Source organism: Nocardia sp. NPDC059691 (genome assembly GCF_042733915.1).
GTDB lineage: Bacteria > Actinomycetota > Actinomycetes > Mycobacteriales > Mycobacteriaceae > Nocardia > Nocardia sichangensis.
This window is the reverse complement of the sequence record NZ_JBHWFB010000001.1, coordinates 698679-715630: the sequence shown is the minus strand read 5'-3', so window position 1 is coordinate 715630 and position 16952 is coordinate 698679. Positions and strand designations below refer to the sequence as shown.

17 protein-coding genes are annotated in these 16952 nt (G+C 68.4%); 5 read left to right on the top strand and 12 right to left on the bottom strand.

Going from position 1 to position 16952, the window contains the following annotated elements; translation table 11 throughout:
- Positions 1-5: 5 nt before the first annotated feature.
- The 5 genes from ACFV2O_RS03205 to ACFV2O_RS03185 all read right to left on the bottom strand — a co-directional run bounded on the left by ACFV2O_RS03205 (position 6) and on the right by ACFV2O_RS03185 (position 5989).
- Positions 6-1271 carry a hypothetical protein gene (locus ACFV2O_RS03205; RefSeq protein WP_379249812.1) on the bottom strand — a complete coding sequence of 422 codons (1266 nt, stop codon included), beginning with the start codon at positions 1269-1271 and terminating at the stop codon, positions 6-8.
- 83 nt (positions 1272-1354) lie between these two features.
- Positions 1355-2371 carry a glycosyltransferase gene (locus ACFV2O_RS03200; protein ID WP_379249810.1) on the bottom strand — a complete coding sequence of 339 codons (1017 nt, stop codon included), beginning with the start codon at positions 2369-2371 and terminating at the stop codon, positions 1355-1357.
- Positions 2368-3639 carry a lipopolysaccharide biosynthesis protein gene (locus ACFV2O_RS03195; protein WP_356963501.1) on the bottom strand — a complete coding sequence of 424 codons (1272 nt, stop codon included), beginning with the start codon at positions 3637-3639 and terminating at the stop codon, positions 2368-2370. The genes ACFV2O_RS03200 and ACFV2O_RS03195 overlap by 4 nt, the downstream gene beginning before the upstream one ends.
- Positions 3640-3785: 146 nt before the next feature.
- Complete coding sequence (locus ACFV2O_RS03190) at positions 3786-4916, bottom strand: glycosyltransferase family 4 protein (RefSeq protein ID WP_379249808.1); 1131 nt, start codon at positions 4914-4916, stop codon at positions 3786-3788.
- Positions 4913-5989 (bottom strand): glycosyltransferase family 4 protein, encoded by a 1077-nt coding sequence (locus tag ACFV2O_RS03185; protein WP_379250127.1) that lies wholly within the window; start codon positions 5987-5989, stop codon positions 4913-4915. The genes ACFV2O_RS03190 and ACFV2O_RS03185 overlap by 4 nt, the downstream gene beginning before the upstream one ends.
- Positions 5990-6249: 260 nt before the next feature.
- On the opposite strand from ACFV2O_RS03185, the gene ACFV2O_RS03180 reads away from it, so the two are divergent.
- Entirely contained in the window at positions 6250-7068 is an 819-nt protein-coding gene (locus ACFV2O_RS03180) for a glycosyltransferase family 2 protein (RefSeq protein ID WP_355073243.1), read from the top strand.
- Between the two features lie 42 nt (positions 7069-7110).
- Here ACFV2O_RS03180 and ACFV2O_RS03175 read toward each other — a convergent pair whose 3' ends face one another.
- Together ACFV2O_RS03175 and ACFV2O_RS03170 are read right to left on the bottom strand one after the other, a co-directional pair.
- Complete coding sequence (locus ACFV2O_RS03175; RefSeq protein ID WP_379249806.1) at positions 7111-7254, bottom strand: hypothetical protein; 144 nt, start codon at positions 7252-7254, stop codon at positions 7111-7113.
- A complete protein-coding gene (locus ACFV2O_RS03170) occupies positions 7251-8417 on the bottom strand; it encodes a class I SAM-dependent methyltransferase (RefSeq protein ID WP_379249804.1) in 1167 nt (388 codons plus the stop codon). Before ACFV2O_RS03170 ends, ACFV2O_RS03175 begins: the two co-directional genes overlap by 4 nt.
- Positions 8418-8431: 14 nt before the next feature.
- Between ACFV2O_RS03170 and rfbC the strand changes: the two genes are divergently transcribed.
- On the top strand, positions 8432-8995 hold the full coding sequence (rfbC, locus tag ACFV2O_RS03165) for a dTDP-4-dehydrorhamnose 3,5-epimerase (protein ID WP_379249802.1): 564 nt from the start codon (positions 8432-8434) through the stop codon (positions 8993-8995).
- Here rfbC and ACFV2O_RS03160 read toward each other — a convergent pair.
- From ACFV2O_RS03160 to ACFV2O_RS03145, 4 genes are read right to left on the bottom strand one after another with little or no spacing between them, the layout of a single operon-like run.
- Positions 8973-10007, bottom strand: a complete 1035-nt coding sequence (locus tag ACFV2O_RS03160; RefSeq protein ID WP_379250125.1) for an NAD-dependent epimerase/dehydratase family protein — start codon at positions 10005-10007, stop codon at positions 8973-8975. The genes rfbC and ACFV2O_RS03160 overlap by 23 nt on opposite strands.
- A gap of 5 nt (positions 10008-10012) precedes the next feature.
- On the bottom strand, positions 10013-10681 hold the full coding sequence (locus ACFV2O_RS03155) for a PIG-L deacetylase family protein (protein ID WP_379249800.1): 669 nt from the start codon (positions 10679-10681) through the stop codon (positions 10013-10015).
- Positions 10660-11433 (bottom strand): glucose-1-phosphate cytidylyltransferase, encoded by a 774-nt coding sequence (locus ACFV2O_RS03150; RefSeq protein ID WP_355073250.1) that lies wholly within the window; start codon positions 11431-11433, stop codon positions 10660-10662. Before ACFV2O_RS03150 ends, ACFV2O_RS03155 begins: the two co-directional genes overlap by 22 nt.
- Positions 11430-12713, bottom strand: coding sequence for a methyltransferase domain-containing protein (locus tag ACFV2O_RS03145; RefSeq protein WP_379249799.1), 1284 nt, complete (start codon positions 12711-12713; stop codon positions 11430-11432). The genes ACFV2O_RS03150 and ACFV2O_RS03145 overlap by 4 nt, the downstream gene beginning before the upstream one ends.
- Positions 12714-13164: 451 nt before the next feature.
- On the opposite strand from ACFV2O_RS03145, the gene ACFV2O_RS03140 reads away from it, so the two are divergent.
- The 3 genes from ACFV2O_RS03140 (at position 13165) to ACFV2O_RS03130 (ending at position 16129) form a co-directional block, all read left to right on the top strand.
- Positions 13165-14682 (top strand): sugar transferase, encoded by a 1518-nt coding sequence (locus ACFV2O_RS03140; RefSeq protein ID WP_379249797.1) that lies wholly within the window; start codon positions 13165-13167, stop codon positions 14680-14682.
- 170 nt (positions 14683-14852) lie between these two features.
- Positions 14853-15680 (top strand): alpha/beta fold hydrolase, encoded by an 828-nt coding sequence (locus ACFV2O_RS03135; RefSeq protein ID WP_379249795.1) that lies wholly within the window; start codon positions 14853-14855, stop codon positions 15678-15680.
- A gap of 41 nt (positions 15681-15721) precedes the next feature.
- Positions 15722-16129: a hypothetical protein gene (locus tag ACFV2O_RS03130; protein WP_379249793.1), complete on the top strand. Its 408-nt coding sequence runs from the start codon at positions 15722-15724 to the stop codon at positions 16127-16129.
- Positions 16130-16205: 76 nt separating this feature from the next.
- On the opposite strand, the gene ACFV2O_RS03125 is transcribed toward ACFV2O_RS03130, so the two are convergent.
- A complete protein-coding gene (locus tag ACFV2O_RS03125; RefSeq protein WP_379249791.1) occupies positions 16206-16949 on the bottom strand; it encodes a lysophospholipid acyltransferase family protein in 744 nt (247 codons plus the stop codon).
- Between the last annotated feature and the right edge of the window lie 3 nt (positions 16950-16952).

Genomic DNA, 16952 nt, shown 5'->3' with positions numbered 1-16952 from the left:
CGACCTCATGTCTTGGTAACTGCTGAAGCGTGCGCCGGTGACGGGAGCGGCGTCGGGCGGCGGCGGAATTCCGTGACGATCAGATGGACGAACCAGGCGAGCACGGCCGACTGGGCGAACTTGCCGAGATTCTCGAAACTGCCGAGAATCCCGCGTTCGAACAGGGTGGAGGCGCCGGTGATCGCGAGCCCCAGCACCAGGACCGGGAAGAACCGCGAATACAGTGCGCGCTCCCACGCGAGCAACAGCCCGAAGGTGAACACGACGGCGACGAGCACGCCGACCTCACCGCCGAGCAGATAGCCTTCGTTCACGTTGCCCTCCGCGAGGGACACCGACACGGTGCTCATATCCACCGACGCGCCACGCACGTCGTTCGCCCAGGCCGTACCGGATTGGAGCTTCTCGATACCGAGTACCTGCGCCGGGATCAGGCTCAGGCTCGCGTGGTGGAGAACCTCGCCGGGCGACAGCCAGCCCCCGGGACCGACGAAGTACGCGTCGGTGGCGGCTTCGAGCAGGTCGAAGCGCCGCAGGATACTCAGGAACGGCCGGACGTTCTCCGGGTAGCGGGAGTCGACGAGGGCCGCGTCGAGCGCGGCCGTGCCGGAGTTCTTGAACGACTGCAGCCAGCCGAATCCGGCGACGCCGAGCACGCCGATCAGCACCACGCCGATCGTGGTGCGCCGGTTCCAGCCGAGCATCGAAAACCGCACGGCCAGCGCGAGTGCGGCGGCGAGGATCGGTGTCTTGGACTGCACGGCCGACGACCAGTACAGCTCGCCCGTGAACAGCGCGCCGAGCGCCAGCGCCGTGGTCTGCGGCCGTGCAGGCCGGAGGAAGACGATCATTCCGAGCGCCGCGATCCCTGCGAACGTGGCGACGAAGCTGAGCAGGGGGTTGCCGCTGCTGACCTCACCGGCCGCGCCCAGCGATCCGGTGGCCACCGATGCCGCCCGGCCCAACAGTCCGAGCCCGTAGAGCACGATCAGCGTGGGCATCACGTCGGGGTCTTCGACCGCGGCCGGGACGGTGCTCGGGGGGTGCCGCCGCCGCCAGAGCGCGTAACCGATCACCAGTAGCGCGTAACACCACAAGCCGAACACCACGTGGTCGAGCACCAGACCGATCCCGCGGTCGTATCCCAGTCCGGCCAGCCGGGGGTCGGAGATGTTGTCGCCGTAGTGCGGATCGGGCAGCACCGCGAGCAGCACCAGCGGCCGCGCCACGTAGGACAGCGACCAGAACAGGGCCTGCGCGATGAAGAACACGCGGGCGATGCCGGGAACCCACAGCGCGGCCGCCGCAACCGTGACCAGTGCAGCCGCGACGGCGGCTATATCGGTGTAGGCGTTCAGTTCCCGACCTCCGCGGCGAGGCCGACGATCTGCCGGGCGCGATCCACGTAACGATGCCCCTCGGCGGTGATCCGCCGGTGCCCGGCCGCCGCGACCTCGGCCGCGCGCTCCGGGTGGGCGGCCACCCAATCGAGAATCGTGACCAGTTCTTCGGTGCCGTCGAACAGGAAGCACTCGACGGTGTCGCGCAACAGCTCGGCGTGTTCGCCGGTGCGTTCACCGACGAACAATCCACCGGCCGCGGGCACCTCGAAGGTACGGCAGGTGTGGGTGTCGCGGTTGCCGGAGTTGAGCAGCACCAGATTGGCTGTCACCTCGGCGACCGCCGCGGAGTATTCCGGACCGTACACCGCGCCGCCGACGACGGCGCGGGTGGCGCGCAACTCAGGAACCCGGCGCCAGCCGGGGCCGCGGACCAGCAGGCGCGGTCCGTAGCGGCGTGCCAGCGACACCAGTTCGGCGCGTCGGTCGGGTCGGCAGACTCCGATGAAACCGACCAGATGATCACCGGTGCCTCGGCGCGCCGCCGGATGATGCCAGGCCGGGTCGTAGGCGCTGAGCACGAAGCCCGCGGCACGGGCGCCACGCGCCAGCAACTCCGGCACGTTGTGCTGTTTGGTGGTGACGATGAGGTCCCAGCCGGGTTCGGCGGCCAGGTAGGCATCGGTCAGGTTCTCGGGATTGGACACGTCGTCAGGGCTGTAGTGCACATGCAACGCGGCGGGCACGTCGAGCAGTCGCTGCTGGTCCAGATGGATTCCCTTGAACACGAACAGCATCTCGGGCCGGAATGCGGCAGCGTTTCGTTCGATCTCGGCGTGTACCCGTTCGACTGTGCGCCGGTCGCGTCGGCCGGTCGCCTTCGCGTACACCCACGGCGGCGACAGCCTGGCCGGAAGAGTCACCGGTGTGGAGTCGACCACGAGCACGTCGTGGCCGGCCTGACGAAAGCCGTCGGCCAGCGAACGCGCGTTGCTGCCGAGCCAGTCGTCGCCGACGAACAGAATTCTCATGGTCGGATTTCCTTCCGGGGCACGATCGGCAGCGGCACGGTGTCGGCTTCGGCCCGATCCCGGCGCGTCAGGAAGCGCACCCGCAGCAAATGCCAGGTGGCGACGGTGATTTCGGCCACCAGCAGGCCGTAGACCAGGGTGTGCACCGAGCGGGTCCGCACGGTCAGCACCAGTGCGCCCGCGGCGACGAGAGTCCCCAGCAGCGCGCCGATCAGGACGCCGGTGGTGTCCTGGCGCACCGGCAGGATGGCCGTGGTGATGAAGGAGGTGACCGTCGTGGCGGGCAGAATCAGCACCTCGATCCGCAACAGGCCGGTGGACGCGGCGAACTCGGTACCGAAGACCAGCCGGATGAGCAGTGGCGCGGCCAGCCAGATGCCGACCGAGGCGAGTGCGGCGACGGCGACGGTCACGGCCAGCGCTTGCAGGCTGTGCCGCCAGAACCCGTGGTCGTCGCCGCGCCGGGCCATCCGTGGCAGCAGCGCGAAGCCGATGGCGTCGAGCAGGGATTGGACCGCGCGCACCAGGCGGTCGCCCGCCGAGTACAGCCCCAGCGAGATGGCGTCGAGCACGGTCGAATACAGCGTCGCCGCGCCCTGACCGTAGCCGGTGACCAGCAACCGGGAGACGAACACCGGAACGCTGCGGCGCAGCACGACGCCGTAGTAGCGAGGACGAGCAGGCGACCCGTACCGGCGCCAGGCGTCCCACCATGTCAACGCCACCGTCGGCACGGAGGACAGCAGTAAGCACAGCAGGGCGATGTGCGAGTTCGGCAGCTGGGGAAGCAAGCCGACCAGCAGTCCGAGATAGCACAGCCGGCCGATGGTCTGATACGCGGTGGAGGTGCCGAATCGTCCCTCACCGATCAGCAGCCAGTCCTCCGACAGGGACCAGAAGCCACCGACGAACAGCCCGAGCAGCACCATCTGCGCTGCTTCCGGCACGCGCACGGCCGAGGCTACGGCGAGCGCGGCACCGAACAGCGTCGCCGTGGTGAGCCGGATGGCCAGATAGTCGCCGCGCAGCTGGTTGATCTCCCGCAAGCGGGTGTCTTTGCGCGCGTTGATTTCCGGCACGCGGGCGGACAGGAACTGCGTGACTCCCAGATCCACGACGAGCGAACCGATGAAGTAGGCCGACATGCCGATGGCGAGCAGGCCGAGACCGTTGGCGCCGAGCACCCGGGCGATCAACGGCACGGTCACGACCGTGACGATGTACTGACCGTATCTGCCGAAGCTCACCAGGGCGATATCGCCGAGCACCTCGAACCGGCTCGGCTTGCTGTGCGCGCCACCACCTCCCGGCCCGCGCGCCCCGTCGGCGCGCCGGTGCACCCCGCGGGGGCGCGGGGGCAGTTCGACGCGGGGGAAGACGTCGGTGGTGAGCGTGGCCAGGTAATCGGGTTCGGTCACGGCGGCGCCACCTCGTCGAGGAAGCGGGTGACCACATGTGCCGTGGCGCGGATGTCGAAGTCGCGCGCGCGGTCGGCGCCCGCGGCGGCGATCCGGGCGCGTGCGGCCGGATCGCCGAGCAGTTCGGTGAGAGCCGCGGTGAGGGCGGCTTCGTCACCGGCAGGAACCAATCGGCCGGTACGCCCGTCGTCGATGATCTCGGCCGGGCCGCCGGGCACCGTAGCGATCACCGCGCAGCCCGCGGCCATACCCTCCACGACCACCTGCCCGAACGGCTCGGGCAGCACCGAGCAGTGCACGAGCACGTCGGCCTCGGCGAGGTACCGGCCGGGGTCGTCGACGTGACCGGTGAAGGTCACGGCCAGACCGAGTTCGTCGGCGAGTCGTTCCAAGTACTGCCGAAACGGCTGTTCGTCGAAGAACGTGCCGCCGACGAGGTACACCGCAGCAGGCCGGGTCGGCACCGCCGCCAGGGCTCGCAGGAATACGTCCTGGCCTTTCCAGGGGCTCAACCGTCCCACGACGACAACGACCGCGTCGGCGGCCGCGCGGCCGCGCGGCGACGGCGGCGCGGCAGGCAGGGCGACGCCCGGATAGGCGACGGCCGCCGGGACACGCGCGGGCAGCGTGGCACGGGTGCCGTGACTGTTGGCGAGCAGTCCCCGGCAGACCAGGGCGGCCAGCAGCCGGATCGTGGTGGCCGGGAGCAAGCCGAAGTAGTCCCGGGACACTCGGTCGTGGACCTGCCAGACGAGCGGCACCCGCGCGCGGCGGGCCGCGACCGCCCCCAGCACGAGCGCTTTGCTGCTCTCCGCGACCAATACCCGAGCGCGCAGCTCGCGGACCGCTCCACCGACCGTCCAGCCCAGCCGCAGCAGCGCGAGAAACCCGGTGATCAGCCGCAACGGACCGGATGCGGTGGTCATCGCCCGGCTGTCGAATCGGCCTGTCACGACACGAGTCCCGATCCCCGCGTCGCGGGCACGGGCCATCACCGGACCGTCCTCGGTGCACACCAGCGCCACTTCGGTGCCCTGCGCCCGCAGCGTGCGCAGCAGCCGCAGGGTGGCCAATTCGGCTCCGGAGGGCGCGGCGGTGTGGCCGAGGAAGACGGCGGGTCCGCTCATACGAGCTCCCGGTACAGCGCCGCGTGCCGCCGGGCGGCGACATGCCAGCTGAAAGTCTCCGCGTGGGCGCGGCATTGCGCCGGCGTGGGCCGACGGCCAGCGATCGCCGCGCTGATCCGAGCCGCGAGCGCGGTGGGGTCGCCGGGCGGCACGATCAGCGACGGATCCAGGCCCTGTACGGCGTCGGGCAAACCACCGCACCGGGTGACCACCGGTGCCCGGCCCGCGGCGAGCGACTCGAGGGCGATCAGGCCGAATCCCTCCAGGGCTACGGTCGGCACCACCGTGAGTGCGGCGGAGGTATAGCGGGCGGCCAACTCATGGTCGGGAATCCGGCCGGTGAACTCGACGCTGCCGTCGAGCCCACCCTCGGTGGCTCCGCGCCGGAGATCCGCCTCGGCGCTGCCGGTTCCGACGATGACCAGACGAGCCTCCGGGTGTTCGGCGAGCACCCCGGGCCAGGCGCGCAGCAACACATCGATCCCCATCCGGCGCTCCAGCCGACGCACACAGAGCACGACCGGCGCAGACGCGGGGACGGGGGCGGGGCGGAACCGGGTGAGATCGACCCCGGGCGCGATCACTTCGATGCGATCGGGCGCGATGCGGTAATCGTCACACAGCACGTTGCGGAAGTGTTCCGAGAGCACAACGAAATGATCCGCGCAAACGTATCGCATACGTTCGATGAGGTATTTGGCGAAGGCTGCGACGGGATGCTGTCCGTGCATTCGACTTTCCGCCGCCCACGGGCCGTGGAAATGCACGACGAGTGGTAGCGGGCGACCACGCCGGTCCCTGGCGGCCGGGCCGTAGAGGCAGAAGTGGCGATCCACGATCGTGCCGGGGTCCAATGCGTCGCGAGCGCAGAACGCGGTGCGGGCGCGGCGCAGGGTCGACCCGCCGACCGGCCCCCAGGATCGGGCCCCGGCATGCGTCCGGTCAGGCAGGCCGAATGCGGCGGCCGACATCGAAATCCCTGGTACATCCGATAAAGCGCCGTGCAAGTCCGTGAAATATCGGCCCAGGCCGCCGGGCGCGGCGCCGAACCATTCCGATCCGGTCATGTGCACCTTCACCGCGCCGGACGCACTCGTCATGACCCGATCCCTTCGTCCCGTTCGCCGCACCGTGAAGTCGTCTGCCGAACTCGTTCACGGCCGGAAAGTATAAGGCCGCGCAGCGGATTCATCCTGGTCGCGCAGAGGCGGGGCAACTGATATCCAGCGCTGGGAATTCCGAATGCAGATGCCAACTCGCGGTGAAATGTGGCATAGTTTCGGCAATTACGAGGCAATGTACGATCGCGATTCTGACAAAGGGGCGGCTTGGGATGCGGAAACTGTCGGTGTGCGTGCCGGCCTACAACGCGGAACGAACTCTGTCCGCGACCCTGGACTCGGTGCTGGCCCAAGATCTCGATTTCGAAGTCGTGATCCTCGACAACGCGAGCACCGACCGCACCGGTGACATCGCGCGAGCGCGGCGCGATCCGCGCGTACGTGTGCTGCGCAACGATCGGGTACTGCCGATCGGCGCCAATTGGGACCGGGCGATCCGGGAATCCACCGGGGACCTCGTGAAGGTGGTCTGCGCCGACGACATCCTGCGTCCCGGCGCCCTCACCGCGCAGTCGGCGGAGTTCGACGACGACGCGATCGCGTTGTGCGCGGGCAGGTTCGACGTGATCGACGAGTCCGGCGACATGCTCGAGACTGGGCTTGGGCTGCCGCAGCTGGTCGGCAGGCACGGCAGCCGCCATCTGGCCCGGATGATCGTGCGCCGCGGACCGGCCGACTTCGGCCCGACCGCGGCCGCCATGTTCCGGCGTACCGACTACGACGCCGTCGGCGGACTGCGCGGCGACCTGGTGTTTCCGATGGATGTGGACCTGTTCGCCCGCGTCGGCAGCCGCGGCGCTTTCGTCGGGCTCGGTGACATCGTTGCCGCGTGGCGGAACTCCTCGTTCAACCTGTGCAGTCGCACCTCGACCCGTAGCAAGCTCACCGAGCAGCTGCGATTCCATCATCGCCTGGGCGCCGATCACCCGGATCTCGTGCGTCCGGCCGACGTGCTGGCCGGTGATCTGCGCCTGGTCCGGGCGTTGGGGACGCGGCTGCGGGTGCGCGCGCGGGCCACGGTAGGCCGCTGAGCACGATCGCGGTCGCTTCTGTCCGGTAGGGTCCACTGTCGATCACACCGTCGAGCTCGTGCCGTCGACAGCGGCGGTGCCGCCGCACATCGGCAAGACAGCCACGATCATCAGCGCCGTGGCCGGTGCGACCGAGTGAGTGGGCCAGTGCAGCCGCTGTCGGCGCATCCGAAGGGTGGTGTTCATCGGTACGGCTGTCCTTCGCTCGTGAACTGCTGGCCGGGGGCGGCCCGGGCGGTGTGGCGGTCGTCCACACCTCCTTTTCTGGGTCCGCGGGGATCGTCGAGGAACCAGCGACCGTCGAGTTCCGGAAGTCCGGCCGACACTTCACCCAGCAGGTCGGGCAGCGTCAACAGCACCCGGTCGGGTGCTGCCGCGATCAGCTCCCGTGGGCTGATGATCGGGATGTCGGTGCCGGGCATTCGGCGTCCCTGCTTGGCGGGCGCGACGTCGGCGACGCCTGCGACAAGCCCCTGGTGCGCACCAGCCAGCGACAGCAGGGCAACTGCCCGGGACGCCGCCCCGTAGGCATAGACTCGCTGCCCGGCTGCGGCCGCATCGATCAGCCAGGTCCGCAGCGCGCGCACGTGATCGTCCACGAACCGCTGTAGCCGGCGCAGCGATTCCGAGGTGATGAGCTCTCCTTCGCGGGACAGGATCTCGCGCACGGTGTGGTCGGGCGCTGCGGGGCCGCGCCGAGCTGCCACCAGCACCGTCCCGCCGTAGAGGTCGAACTCCCACGCGGTGGTCACGCCCATGCCCGCGCCGGTGAGCGCCAGGCTCAGCGCATGCAGGGAGTAGTACGCGAAATGCCCGTGGCGCAACGCGTTCCACTGCCGCTGTGCCACGATGGCGGCGAGCGAGTGGTACTGCAACAGCAACAATCCGCCTGGGGCGACGGCCGCGGCGCGGGCGGCGAAGGCTGCACGCTGGTCGGGTTCGTGCATGATGCCGAAACAGTCCAGAACCAGGTCCGCCCGCGCCGCGTCGGCTTCCGCGCAGCCACGCTCGGCCAGCAACGGCAGCCACGAACCACCGTGCGGACTGCCGAATTCGATGACCGTGTTGCCGCGCAGCAGGCCGGCCGCGTCGACCCGCGCAATCGCGTCAGCGGCCTGATCACGGAGAGCCTGCGGCTCCACTCCACGGGGTTCGGACGCCACGGTGTCGTCTTCGGCGAGTTGTGCCAGCTCGCATCGCGCACACCGCACCATCCGCAGTGGATGCGTGGTCTCCGCCGGCGTCACCGGTCGTGCCGCGGGCGGGAAATCATCGGCCGCGGGCACCGTCCCGAGATCCAGGACGGTGTGCAGAACGGCGCCGGAGCAGGCGCGGCAGCGGCCGGTCATGACACGATGCCGGTGTGCGTATCGAGCAGACCGACCTGGCCGACGTGGTGGTGCTGATCCCAGCGCCCGTCCGGGACGACCGGGGCCTTTTCACCCGGACCTTCGATGCCGCCGAATTCGACTCCCACCTGGGGATTCCGGGAATTTCCGCCAGTTTTGTGCAGGACTCGCAGTCCCGGTCGCGCCGGGGGGTGGTGCGCGGCATGCACGGCCGATCCGGGCGCGGCGAGGCCAAGCTGGTCCGCTGCGCACACGGCGCGGTGCACGACGTGCTGGTCGATATCCGGCCGTCGTCGCCGACGTTCGGCCGGACGCAGGCGTTCCGGCTCGACGACGAGGAGTTCCGGCACCTGTACGTGCCGCCGGGATTCCTGCACGGATTCCAAGCGCTCACCGACACCGCCGACGTGTGCTACCGCATCGATCGGCCGCACGATCCCGCCGAGGATCTCGGCGTCGCCTTCGATGATCCGGACTTGGCGATCGCCTGGCCCCTGCCGGTGACGGTGGTGTCGGATCGCGACGCGAACGCGGGACGATGGGAGCATCTGCGGGCTACCCTGTCGCCGGCGCGGTGACCGCACACAGCCGCGGGTCCAGCGCGCCGGACGCGCGCAGCCGCTGGAGCCACGTGAGTCGCGTGAATCGCTGGAAGAAGGCGTCCTGGGTGAGGCCGCGTTCGGTGTACTCACGGTAGAGTTCGGCGGCGCCGTCGGGCACCGACCACTGCGCCTCGAACCCGAGCACCGCGCGAGCGGCGGAGAAGTCGACCCGGTAGGAGCGTGGGTCGGCCCCGGTCTCGCCGGTGACCAGCAGCCGCGACCCCGGCACGGTGGCCACCACCGACTCGGCGATCTCGGCAACGGTGAGGTTGTTTCGCTCGGTCCCGATGTTGAACGCCCGGCCGGCGACGGCCGATGCCGGTGCGGTGAGGCAGCGTTCGAAGGCTGCCGCGATGTCGCGGGCGTGGACCAGCGGCCGCCAGGGCGTGCCGTCGGAGAGCACCTTGACCACACCGGTGAGGACGGCGTGACCGACGAGATTGTTGAGCACGATGTCAGCGCGGGGGCGAGGCGAGAATCCGAACGCGGTGGCGTTGCGCAGGAACACCGGAACGAAGTGGTCGTCGGCCAGCGCCGCGACGTCGTCTTCGACCCGCACCTTCGACTCGGCGTACGGGGTGATCGGCCGCAGCGGCGCCGACTCGGTCACCAGCTCGTCTCCGGCGGCCCCGTACACCGAGCAGGTGGATGCGTACAGGAACCGTGACACACCGGCTTCTTTCGCGAGCCGAGCCAGACGCACCGAGGCGCGATGGTTGATCTCATGGGTGACTTCCGGCGCGAGCGCGCCCAGAGGATCATTGGACAGCGCGGCGAGATGGACGACCGCATCGATGCCGCGGAGGTCTTCGATCCCCACCGATCGCAGATCGAGGCGCAGGCCCACCGGGTCACCGGCGAACTCGCCGAGTAGGCAGTCGGCGAACCAACCGGCGTCGAGCCCGATGACCTCGTGCCCGGCGGCCCGCAGTATCGGGACCATGACGGTGCCCAGGTATCCCTGATGCCCGGTGACCAGGACTCGCATCGTTGTCACTGCTTCTCCCATCGAATGACGGCCTTGTTCACCACGAAGGCTTCGGCGTACTCGGTGCGGCACTGCACGCCGCGGATCCGCGCGGAGGCGAGGAACGCGGTTTCGTCGAACCAGTCGCGACCGGTCTGGGACGGGTAATGCCGGTGCAGCAGTTCCGATTTCCGCTGGACCAGCTCCGCGTCGACCGGGTGGAACACGGTCGGCGCCGGTGTGTCGACCTCTGCCTTGAGGATCTCGTAGCCGAGGATCAGGTGGTCGCGGAACTCGGTCGGCACCAGCTCCGCGAGCGTGCGGTGATCTTGGTGCGCGTCGCCCGGTTGCGGGGCGAACACCAGGTCCGGTTCACCCGCCCGGCGAAACTCCGCTACGGCCGTCTTGATCCGATCCCAGTGCGCCGGTGCTCGTCCGTCCGGGACGTCGAGCACCGTCAACTCCGGTGTCCGTCCGGCGCAGAAGGCGGTGAGCGCCGCCCGTTCCTCCTCTTCGCGCTCGGTGCCCGCACCGGAGAGGACCAGCACGCGCACCCGCATACCCGGATGGTCGCGGGTCAGCGACAACAGCGTGGCGCCCATGCCGATCGGGATGTCATCGCAGTGCGCGCCGAGCAGGGCGATCTCGGCGGGCCGCGGGGGAAGCAGCGCGATCACGGCTCCCACACCATCCATGGCCGGTGTCCGCTGCGGTAGGCCGCGTCGAGCTCGGCGCGCTCCTTGAATGTATCCGCCGGCTTCCAGAATCCGTCGTGGCGGTAACCGAACAACCGGCCCTGGCCTGCGAGCGCTCCGCAGGCGTCCTCCACCAGATCTCCACCGGGTGGCAGCAGGTCGAAGATCTCCCGGCCGAGTACGAAATAGCCGCCGTTCTCCCACAATGGCATATTCGCCACGGGAACGATGTCCTTGACCTCGCCGGTAGGGCTGAGGTCCACACAGTGGAACGACGATTGCGGCGGCACCACCATGAGAGATGCCGCCGCCCCCGAAGCGTGGAACTGGGTGATCATCTCGTCCAGGGGAGCGTCGGTGAGGACGTCGGCGTAGTTGGCCAGGAAGTGCTCGTCGTCGCCGAGATGCTCGCGCACCCGGCGCAGGCGCTCCCCGATGGCCGACTCCACGCCGGTATCGACCAAGGTGATCGTCCAGTCATCGATGTCGCTGCCGAGCAACTCGACCCGGCCGTTGCGGATCACGAAGTCGTTGGACGCCGACTCCCGGTAGGTGAGGAAGAAATTCTTGATGTGCTCGGCGCCGTATCCGAGGCACAAGATGAATTCGGTGTGGCCGTAGTGCGCGTAGTACCGCATCACATGCCAGAGCAAGGGCCGCGGGCCGACGAGTTGCAGCGGCTTGGGCACCATGTCATCGCTGCCTCCGCGCATGCGCATGCCGTAGCCACCGCAGAACAAGACGACTTTCATCGGCGCCGGTTTCCTTTCGACTCGGCTCCGGCCTGCACCGGGCGGGCCGGAAACGCCGGGTCGATCACGTGCAGCTCGGGCAAGGGATAGGCGAGCCGACCGCCCCACTCGGCGACATGCCGCAACTGTGCGGTGATCTCGGACTCGAGATTCCAAGGCAGCACCACGATCACGTCCGGGCGATCGGCGTCGAGCCGGGCCGGCGGGTGGATCGGGATTCGCGTTCCCGGTGTGAATCTGCCGTGTTTGTAGGGGTTGCGGTCGACGGTGTACTCGAGCAGGTCAGGTCGGATCCCGCAGTAGTTGAGCAGTGTGTTGCCCTTGCCCGGTGCACCGTATCCGGCGACGCGTTTGCGCTGGCGCCTGCAGTCGAGCAGGAACCGAAGCAATTCATGCCGCGCCGACTCGGCACGCTCCCGCAGCGATGTGTAGCCGGCCACCGAGTGCAGTCCGGCGGCGCGCTCGAGGTCGAGCACCACCCGCACCCGGTCGCTCACCGCCTCCGCGGCGGCATCGGGGCGCACCCACAGCCGGATCGATCCGCCGTGCGTCGGTAGCCGATCGACATCTACCACGGTCAATCCGGCGACAGCGAGCGCACGCTGCGCCGACAGCACGGTGTAGTACTGGAAATGCTCGTGGTAGATGGTGTCGAACTGACCGGACTCGACCAAGTTCAGCGCATGGTGGACTTCGATGGTCAGCATGCCGTCATCCGCCAGCAGGATGCGCAGCGCACGAGTGAACCCGCGCAGATCCGGGATGTGGGCGTAGACGTTGTTCGCGATCACCAGATCCGCGGGGCCGTGTTCGGCACGGACGCGGCGTGCGGAATCCTCGTCGAGGAAGGCGGTTTCGGTGGGCACGCCCGACTCGCGAGCCGCTGCTCCGACGTTGGCCGATGGCTCGATGCCCAGGCATCGGATGTCGCGGTCGACGACGTGGCGCAATAGGTAGCCGTCGTTGCTGGCGACCTCTACCACGAAGGAGTTCCTGCCCAGCCCCAGCCGTGCGGTCGCGGTGTCGACGAACTCGCCCGCGTGCCGGACCCAGCTGTCGGAGTAGGAGGAGAAGTAGGCGTATTCGGTGAAGGTGTCCTCCGGCGTGATCAGCGCCGGAATCTGCAGTAGCAGGCAGTCGGCGCACACCCGGAGGTGCAAGGGATAGGTCGGCTCGGGCAGGTCGAGCTGATCGGCGGTGAGGAACGATTCGCACGGCGGCGTGGCGCCGAGGTCCAGAATGCTGGACAGCCTGTCGGAGTCACAGAGTCGACAGCGCACAGATCCGATCCTTTGCTCGAAACGCCCCGGCCCGCCGGAACGCCTGTCGCGGCACACGGAAGCAGAAGCTGCCCGGCGTATCACGAGATGCGCGCGACGAGAACGTCATTCGTGGTACCGACCGCACCTGTTGCGACCTTCAGCGTACCGACGGCAATATCGGCCGGGTTACACATCCGCGTTACTAACTGTGATATAGGGCACATTACGTATTCGCATTCGTGGTGTTATTCCAAACACGCATCACAATGGGTCGCTGGGTGGATTCGCATCAGTTAACATCCCGATCACGCTGCCTCGCGCACACCTTCTGACCGGCGAGAAATGTTGTGACACTTGCCGATCAAGTGCCGAGGAAGCGCTCGGTAGAGGCGGTCGGGACGCTGCCGGGACAGCCGATCCTCGGATCGGGTAGCAATTCCACCGTTGCCCCAGGAGGGGTGTTCTCTTGATGAAATCCAAGGCTGTCCCGGAATGGCATGGGACCGCCGAAATCCCACGATCCTTCACGGTTACCCCGGCTACCGTCTCGACCCGTAAGGCTTGGCGATCGGAGTACGTACGCCGCCTCGCCATCACCGATTTCGCCGCCGTATCCATCGCTGTGGGGAGTGCGCAGCTGATCCGTTTCAATGAGGGCGGCGCCCCGCCGCTGGCCTGGGAAGGGCCGTACCGGGTCGGTTACACGATGGTATCCGGGGCGCTGGTTGCGGGCTGGTTCGCGATCCTCGGTAGTGCGGGCAGCCGTGCGCCGCAGCTGGTCGGCAGCGGCGTCGAGGAATTCCGGCGGCTGATGTCGGCGACGATGCACCTGTTCGGCGTACTGGCATTCACGTCACTGGCACTCGAAATCAAGTTCGCCCGAGGGTATCTCGCGATCGCCTTTCCGGCGGGCGTACTCGCGGTGGTCGGCGGACGACTGTGGTGGCGCCACCAGCTTGCCAGGGCACGCCGCCGGGGACGCTATCGTTCGGCCGTACTCGTGGTCGGTACGGCCGAAGCGGCCGCGGCGATATCCGCGGCGTTCGCCACAGACCCGGGCGCCGGGTACAACGTTGTCGGCGCCTGCGTGCCGGGTGGGCAATCAGGGGACGCGCCGCTGGCGTTCACCGGCGGCACGGTCGCGGTCGTCGGCGACGACAGCGCCGTGCTGCGGGCGGTCCTGCACACCCACGCCGACACCGTCGCCATCGGTCCGACCCGGCATCTCGGTCCGACCGAGTTGCGCAGGCTCGCCTGGGAACTGGATGCGCTGGGAGTCGAGTTCATGCTGGCGCCAGGGGCGGTCGACATCGCCATATCCCGGCTCACCAATCGGCAGGTCGCGGGAATGCCGATGATGCACATCGCCGAACCGCAGTACGAGCGGGCTCGGTCGGTCAGCAAAACGGCCTTCGACATCGTCTTCGCGACGATGTGCCTGCTACTGCTGCTACCGGTGTTCCTCGTGATCGCGATCGCGGTGAAGACCACCAGCCGCGGCCCGGTCTTCTACCTGTCCGAACGCATCGGCCGATACGGCCTGCCCTTCCGCATGATCAAGTTTCGCAGTATGCACGACGATGCCGACCGATATGCCGAAGCTTTGATCGCACAGCAGGGTGCAAATCCGGTCTTCTTCAAGATGAAGATCGATCCCCGCGTCACGCCGGTGGGACGATTCCTGCGCAAGTACAGTCTCGACGAGCTGCCGCAGTTCCTCAACGTGCTGCGCGGCGACATGAGCGTGGTCGGGCCGCGACCGCAAGTGCGGCGGGAAGTCGACACCTACGACCACATGATGCGCCGACGCCTGCTGGTGAAGCCGGGGCTGACCGGCTTGTGGCAGGTCAGTGGCCGGTCGGACCTTCCGCTCGAAGACGCCGTGCGGCTCGATCTGTCCTACGTGGAGAACGTGTCCATGCGGATGGACCTGCGGCTGATCGCGCGCACGGTCGGTGTGGTGGCCCGGGGTGACGGAGCGTACTGAAGACCCTGCGGACCGGGCGGTAGTCGGATGTTCCGACCGCCGCTCGCGTAGGGCGGTCGAGAACGCACCCGATTCGGGCTGAGCACAACCGCCGCCGCGAAACACGGTGTCAGTGGCCGTGTCAGGCGGGTGTCAGGGCAGTGTCAGCCCGGACGCCGAGAGTTGTTGCCATGAAGAAGAACAGCAACCCGGCCCGCGCTTCGAAGTGGACCGGCACGGTGCCGGTGGACGATACCGCCCTGGCGGTCACCGACACCGGCGGTCCCGGTATCCCCGTGATCTACTGCAATGGCCAGTTCGCCACTCAGGGCTACTGGCGGCGGGTCATCGCCGAGCTCGGCCCCGGCTACCGGCACATCACCTTCGACGAGCGCGCCCGCGGCAAATCCCGGCGTTCGGCGGACTATTCCTTCGAGGCCGCCGTCCGGGACGTCGATGCGGTCTCGGCGGCCAGAGGCGTGCACCGGGCGCTGTTGGTGGGCTGGTCCTACGGGGCAGTCGTCGCGGCGCACTGGGCCGACCGGAATCCGGACCGTGCCATGGGCGCGGTGCTGGTCGACGGCGCGTTCCCGTACGACTGGCTCGACGAGGCCATGGAGCAGCGGATCCGCAAGCTGTTCAAGCGGCTGAGCTGGTTCACGCCGCTGCTGCGCCCGACCGGTCTGACCCCGCGGATGACCGCCGAACAGATGGCCGAGAGCAACATCGAGCTCGGCAAGCTCTCCCGCGAGCGTGAATTGGGTCCCCTGCTGGACCGCAGCACTGTTCCGGTGCGGTATGTGGTTGCTTCGGGGACGTCGTTCGGAAGCCGTGGCGACGAGCAAGAGCGAATCCGCACCAGCCTCGACGGCGTGTGCGCCCGCAATCCGAACATCCGGATCGGCGCGAAGGTCGCCGGCAACCACGGCGCGATCCTGCGCAAGGACTTCCGCGCCATCGCCGATGCCGTCCGCCAGACCGCACCGGCCGGAGACCAGCACGGCTCGCCGAGCCACTGACCGGCCCGCCGACCCCCCACATTTCGAAGGAGCACACCACCATGTCCATCACCCTGACCGACCAGGACAAGGCCACCGTCCGCACCGCCGCCTACGGCGCCGTATCGCTCATGGCCGCCGCCGACGCCACCGGCTCACCCCACAAGGCCGCCACGCACGGCAGCATCGCCCTGTCGTCGGCAACCGGCCTGGTCGGGCACGTACTCGCCGCGAAGTCCAAGGACATCACCCTGAACGGCAAGAACGTCGCCGAACTCGCCGACCATGTGCTGCCTGCCCTGACCGCGGCGATGAGGCTGCTCGCGAATCAGGACCCGGCCGAGGCCGACAACTTCCGCAGCACCGTCCTCGTCGCCATCGACGCAGCAGCCGGATCCCACAAGGGCGCGCCCGGCCCCGTCCTGGTCGAGATGGTCCGCAAGATCACCGCAGCGCTCGACGCGGCCTGATCGAGTGCCGCCCTACGACGTGTCACGAGGTCCTTGCCCGACCTCGTGACACGGCAGCGTGGCGGGTACAGCGCCGTCACCGCGCCTTCGCGCGCCGCCGCCTCTCCATCTCCTCGCGTTCCAGCACAGCCGCCTCCGCGAGAGTCGGGGCGGTTCCACCGAGCCGTGCGGGGACCCAGCGGGCGCCTTCCACCATCGGATAGTCGCGTTGAGCGAGATCCAAAAGCTCACTCATCCGCGTCCGCAAGGTGGCGGTGAGTTTCTCGGCCGGTTCATCGGGTGGGATCGGTGCGCCGATCCGGATGGTGACCGGAAAATTATGGCGGCCCAACTGCTTGGGGATGTCCTTGGTCCAGATCCGATGAGCGCCCCAGATGACCAGGGGAACGATCGGGACCCCGGCTTCGACCGCCATGCGCGCCGCACCGGACTTGAATTCCTTCAACTCGAAGCTGCGGCTGATCGTCGCCTCGGGATAGACCACGACCACCTCGCCCGCGCGCAAGGCGGTCACCGCGCGGGCGTACGACTCGGCTCCGGCCGTGCGATCGACGCCGATCGCCTTGCAGTGCTTCATGAGAAAGCCGACGATGCCGTGTTCCAGTTCGGCCTTCATCATGAACCGGACGTTGCGGCCGGACTTGCGCCCGACCAGTCCGACTTCCATGAAATCCAGATAAGCCGTGTGATTCACCGCCAGCACCGCGCCGCCGGAACGCGGAATGTGCTGCCTGCCCTGGATATCGAGGCGCAGACCCTGCGCGAAGAAGATGGCGCGGGCCAATCCGGTGAGAATGTCGTAAACCGGTTCGCGCGCCATCAC

Excerpts from the sequence above, each read along its gene's own strand:
- ACFV2O_RS03200 (WP_379249810.1), bottom strand. The coding sequence starts at position 2,371 with ATGAGAATTCTGTTCGTCGGCGACGACTGGCTCGGCAGCAACGCGCGT.
- ACFV2O_RS03190 (WP_379249808.1), bottom strand. The coding sequence starts at position 4,916 with ATGAGCGGACCCGCCGTCTTCCTCGGCCACACCGCCGCGCCCTCCGGA.
- ACFV2O_RS03180 (WP_355073243.1), top strand. The coding sequence starts at position 6,250 with ATGCGGAAACTGTCGGTGTGCGTGCCGGCCTACAACGCGGAACGAACT.
- ACFV2O_RS03175 (WP_379249806.1), bottom strand. The coding sequence starts at position 7,254 with ATGAACACCACCCTTCGGATGCGCCGACAGCGGCTGCACTGGCCCACT.
- ACFV2O_RS03170 (WP_379249804.1), bottom strand. The coding sequence starts at position 8,417 with ATGACCGGCCGCTGCCGCGCCTGCTCCGGCGCCGTTCTGCACACCGTC.
- ACFV2O_RS03160 (WP_379250125.1), bottom strand. The coding sequence starts at position 10,007 with ATGCGAGTCCTGGTCACCGGGCATCAGGGATACCTGGGCACCGTCATG.
- ACFV2O_RS03155 (WP_379249800.1), bottom strand. The coding sequence starts at position 10,681 with ATGGATGGTGTGGGAGCCGTGATCGCGCTGCTTCCCCCGCGGCCCGCC.
- ACFV2O_RS03150 (WP_355073250.1), bottom strand. The coding sequence starts at position 11,433 with ATGAAAGTCGTCTTGTTCTGCGGTGGCTACGGCATGCGCATGCGCGGA.
- ACFV2O_RS03140 (WP_379249797.1), top strand. The coding sequence starts at position 13,165 with ATGAAATCCAAGGCTGTCCCGGAATGGCATGGGACCGCCGAAATCCCA.
- ACFV2O_RS03135 (WP_379249795.1), top strand. The coding sequence starts at position 14,853 with ATGAAGAAGAACAGCAACCCGGCCCGCGCTTCGAAGTGGACCGGCACG.
- ACFV2O_RS03130 (WP_379249793.1), top strand. The coding sequence starts at position 15,722 with ATGTCCATCACCCTGACCGACCAGGACAAGGCCACCGTCCGCACCGCC.
- ACFV2O_RS03125 (WP_379249791.1), bottom strand. The coding sequence starts at position 16,949 with ATGGCGCGCGAACCGGTTTACGACATTCTCACCGGATTGGCCCGCGCC.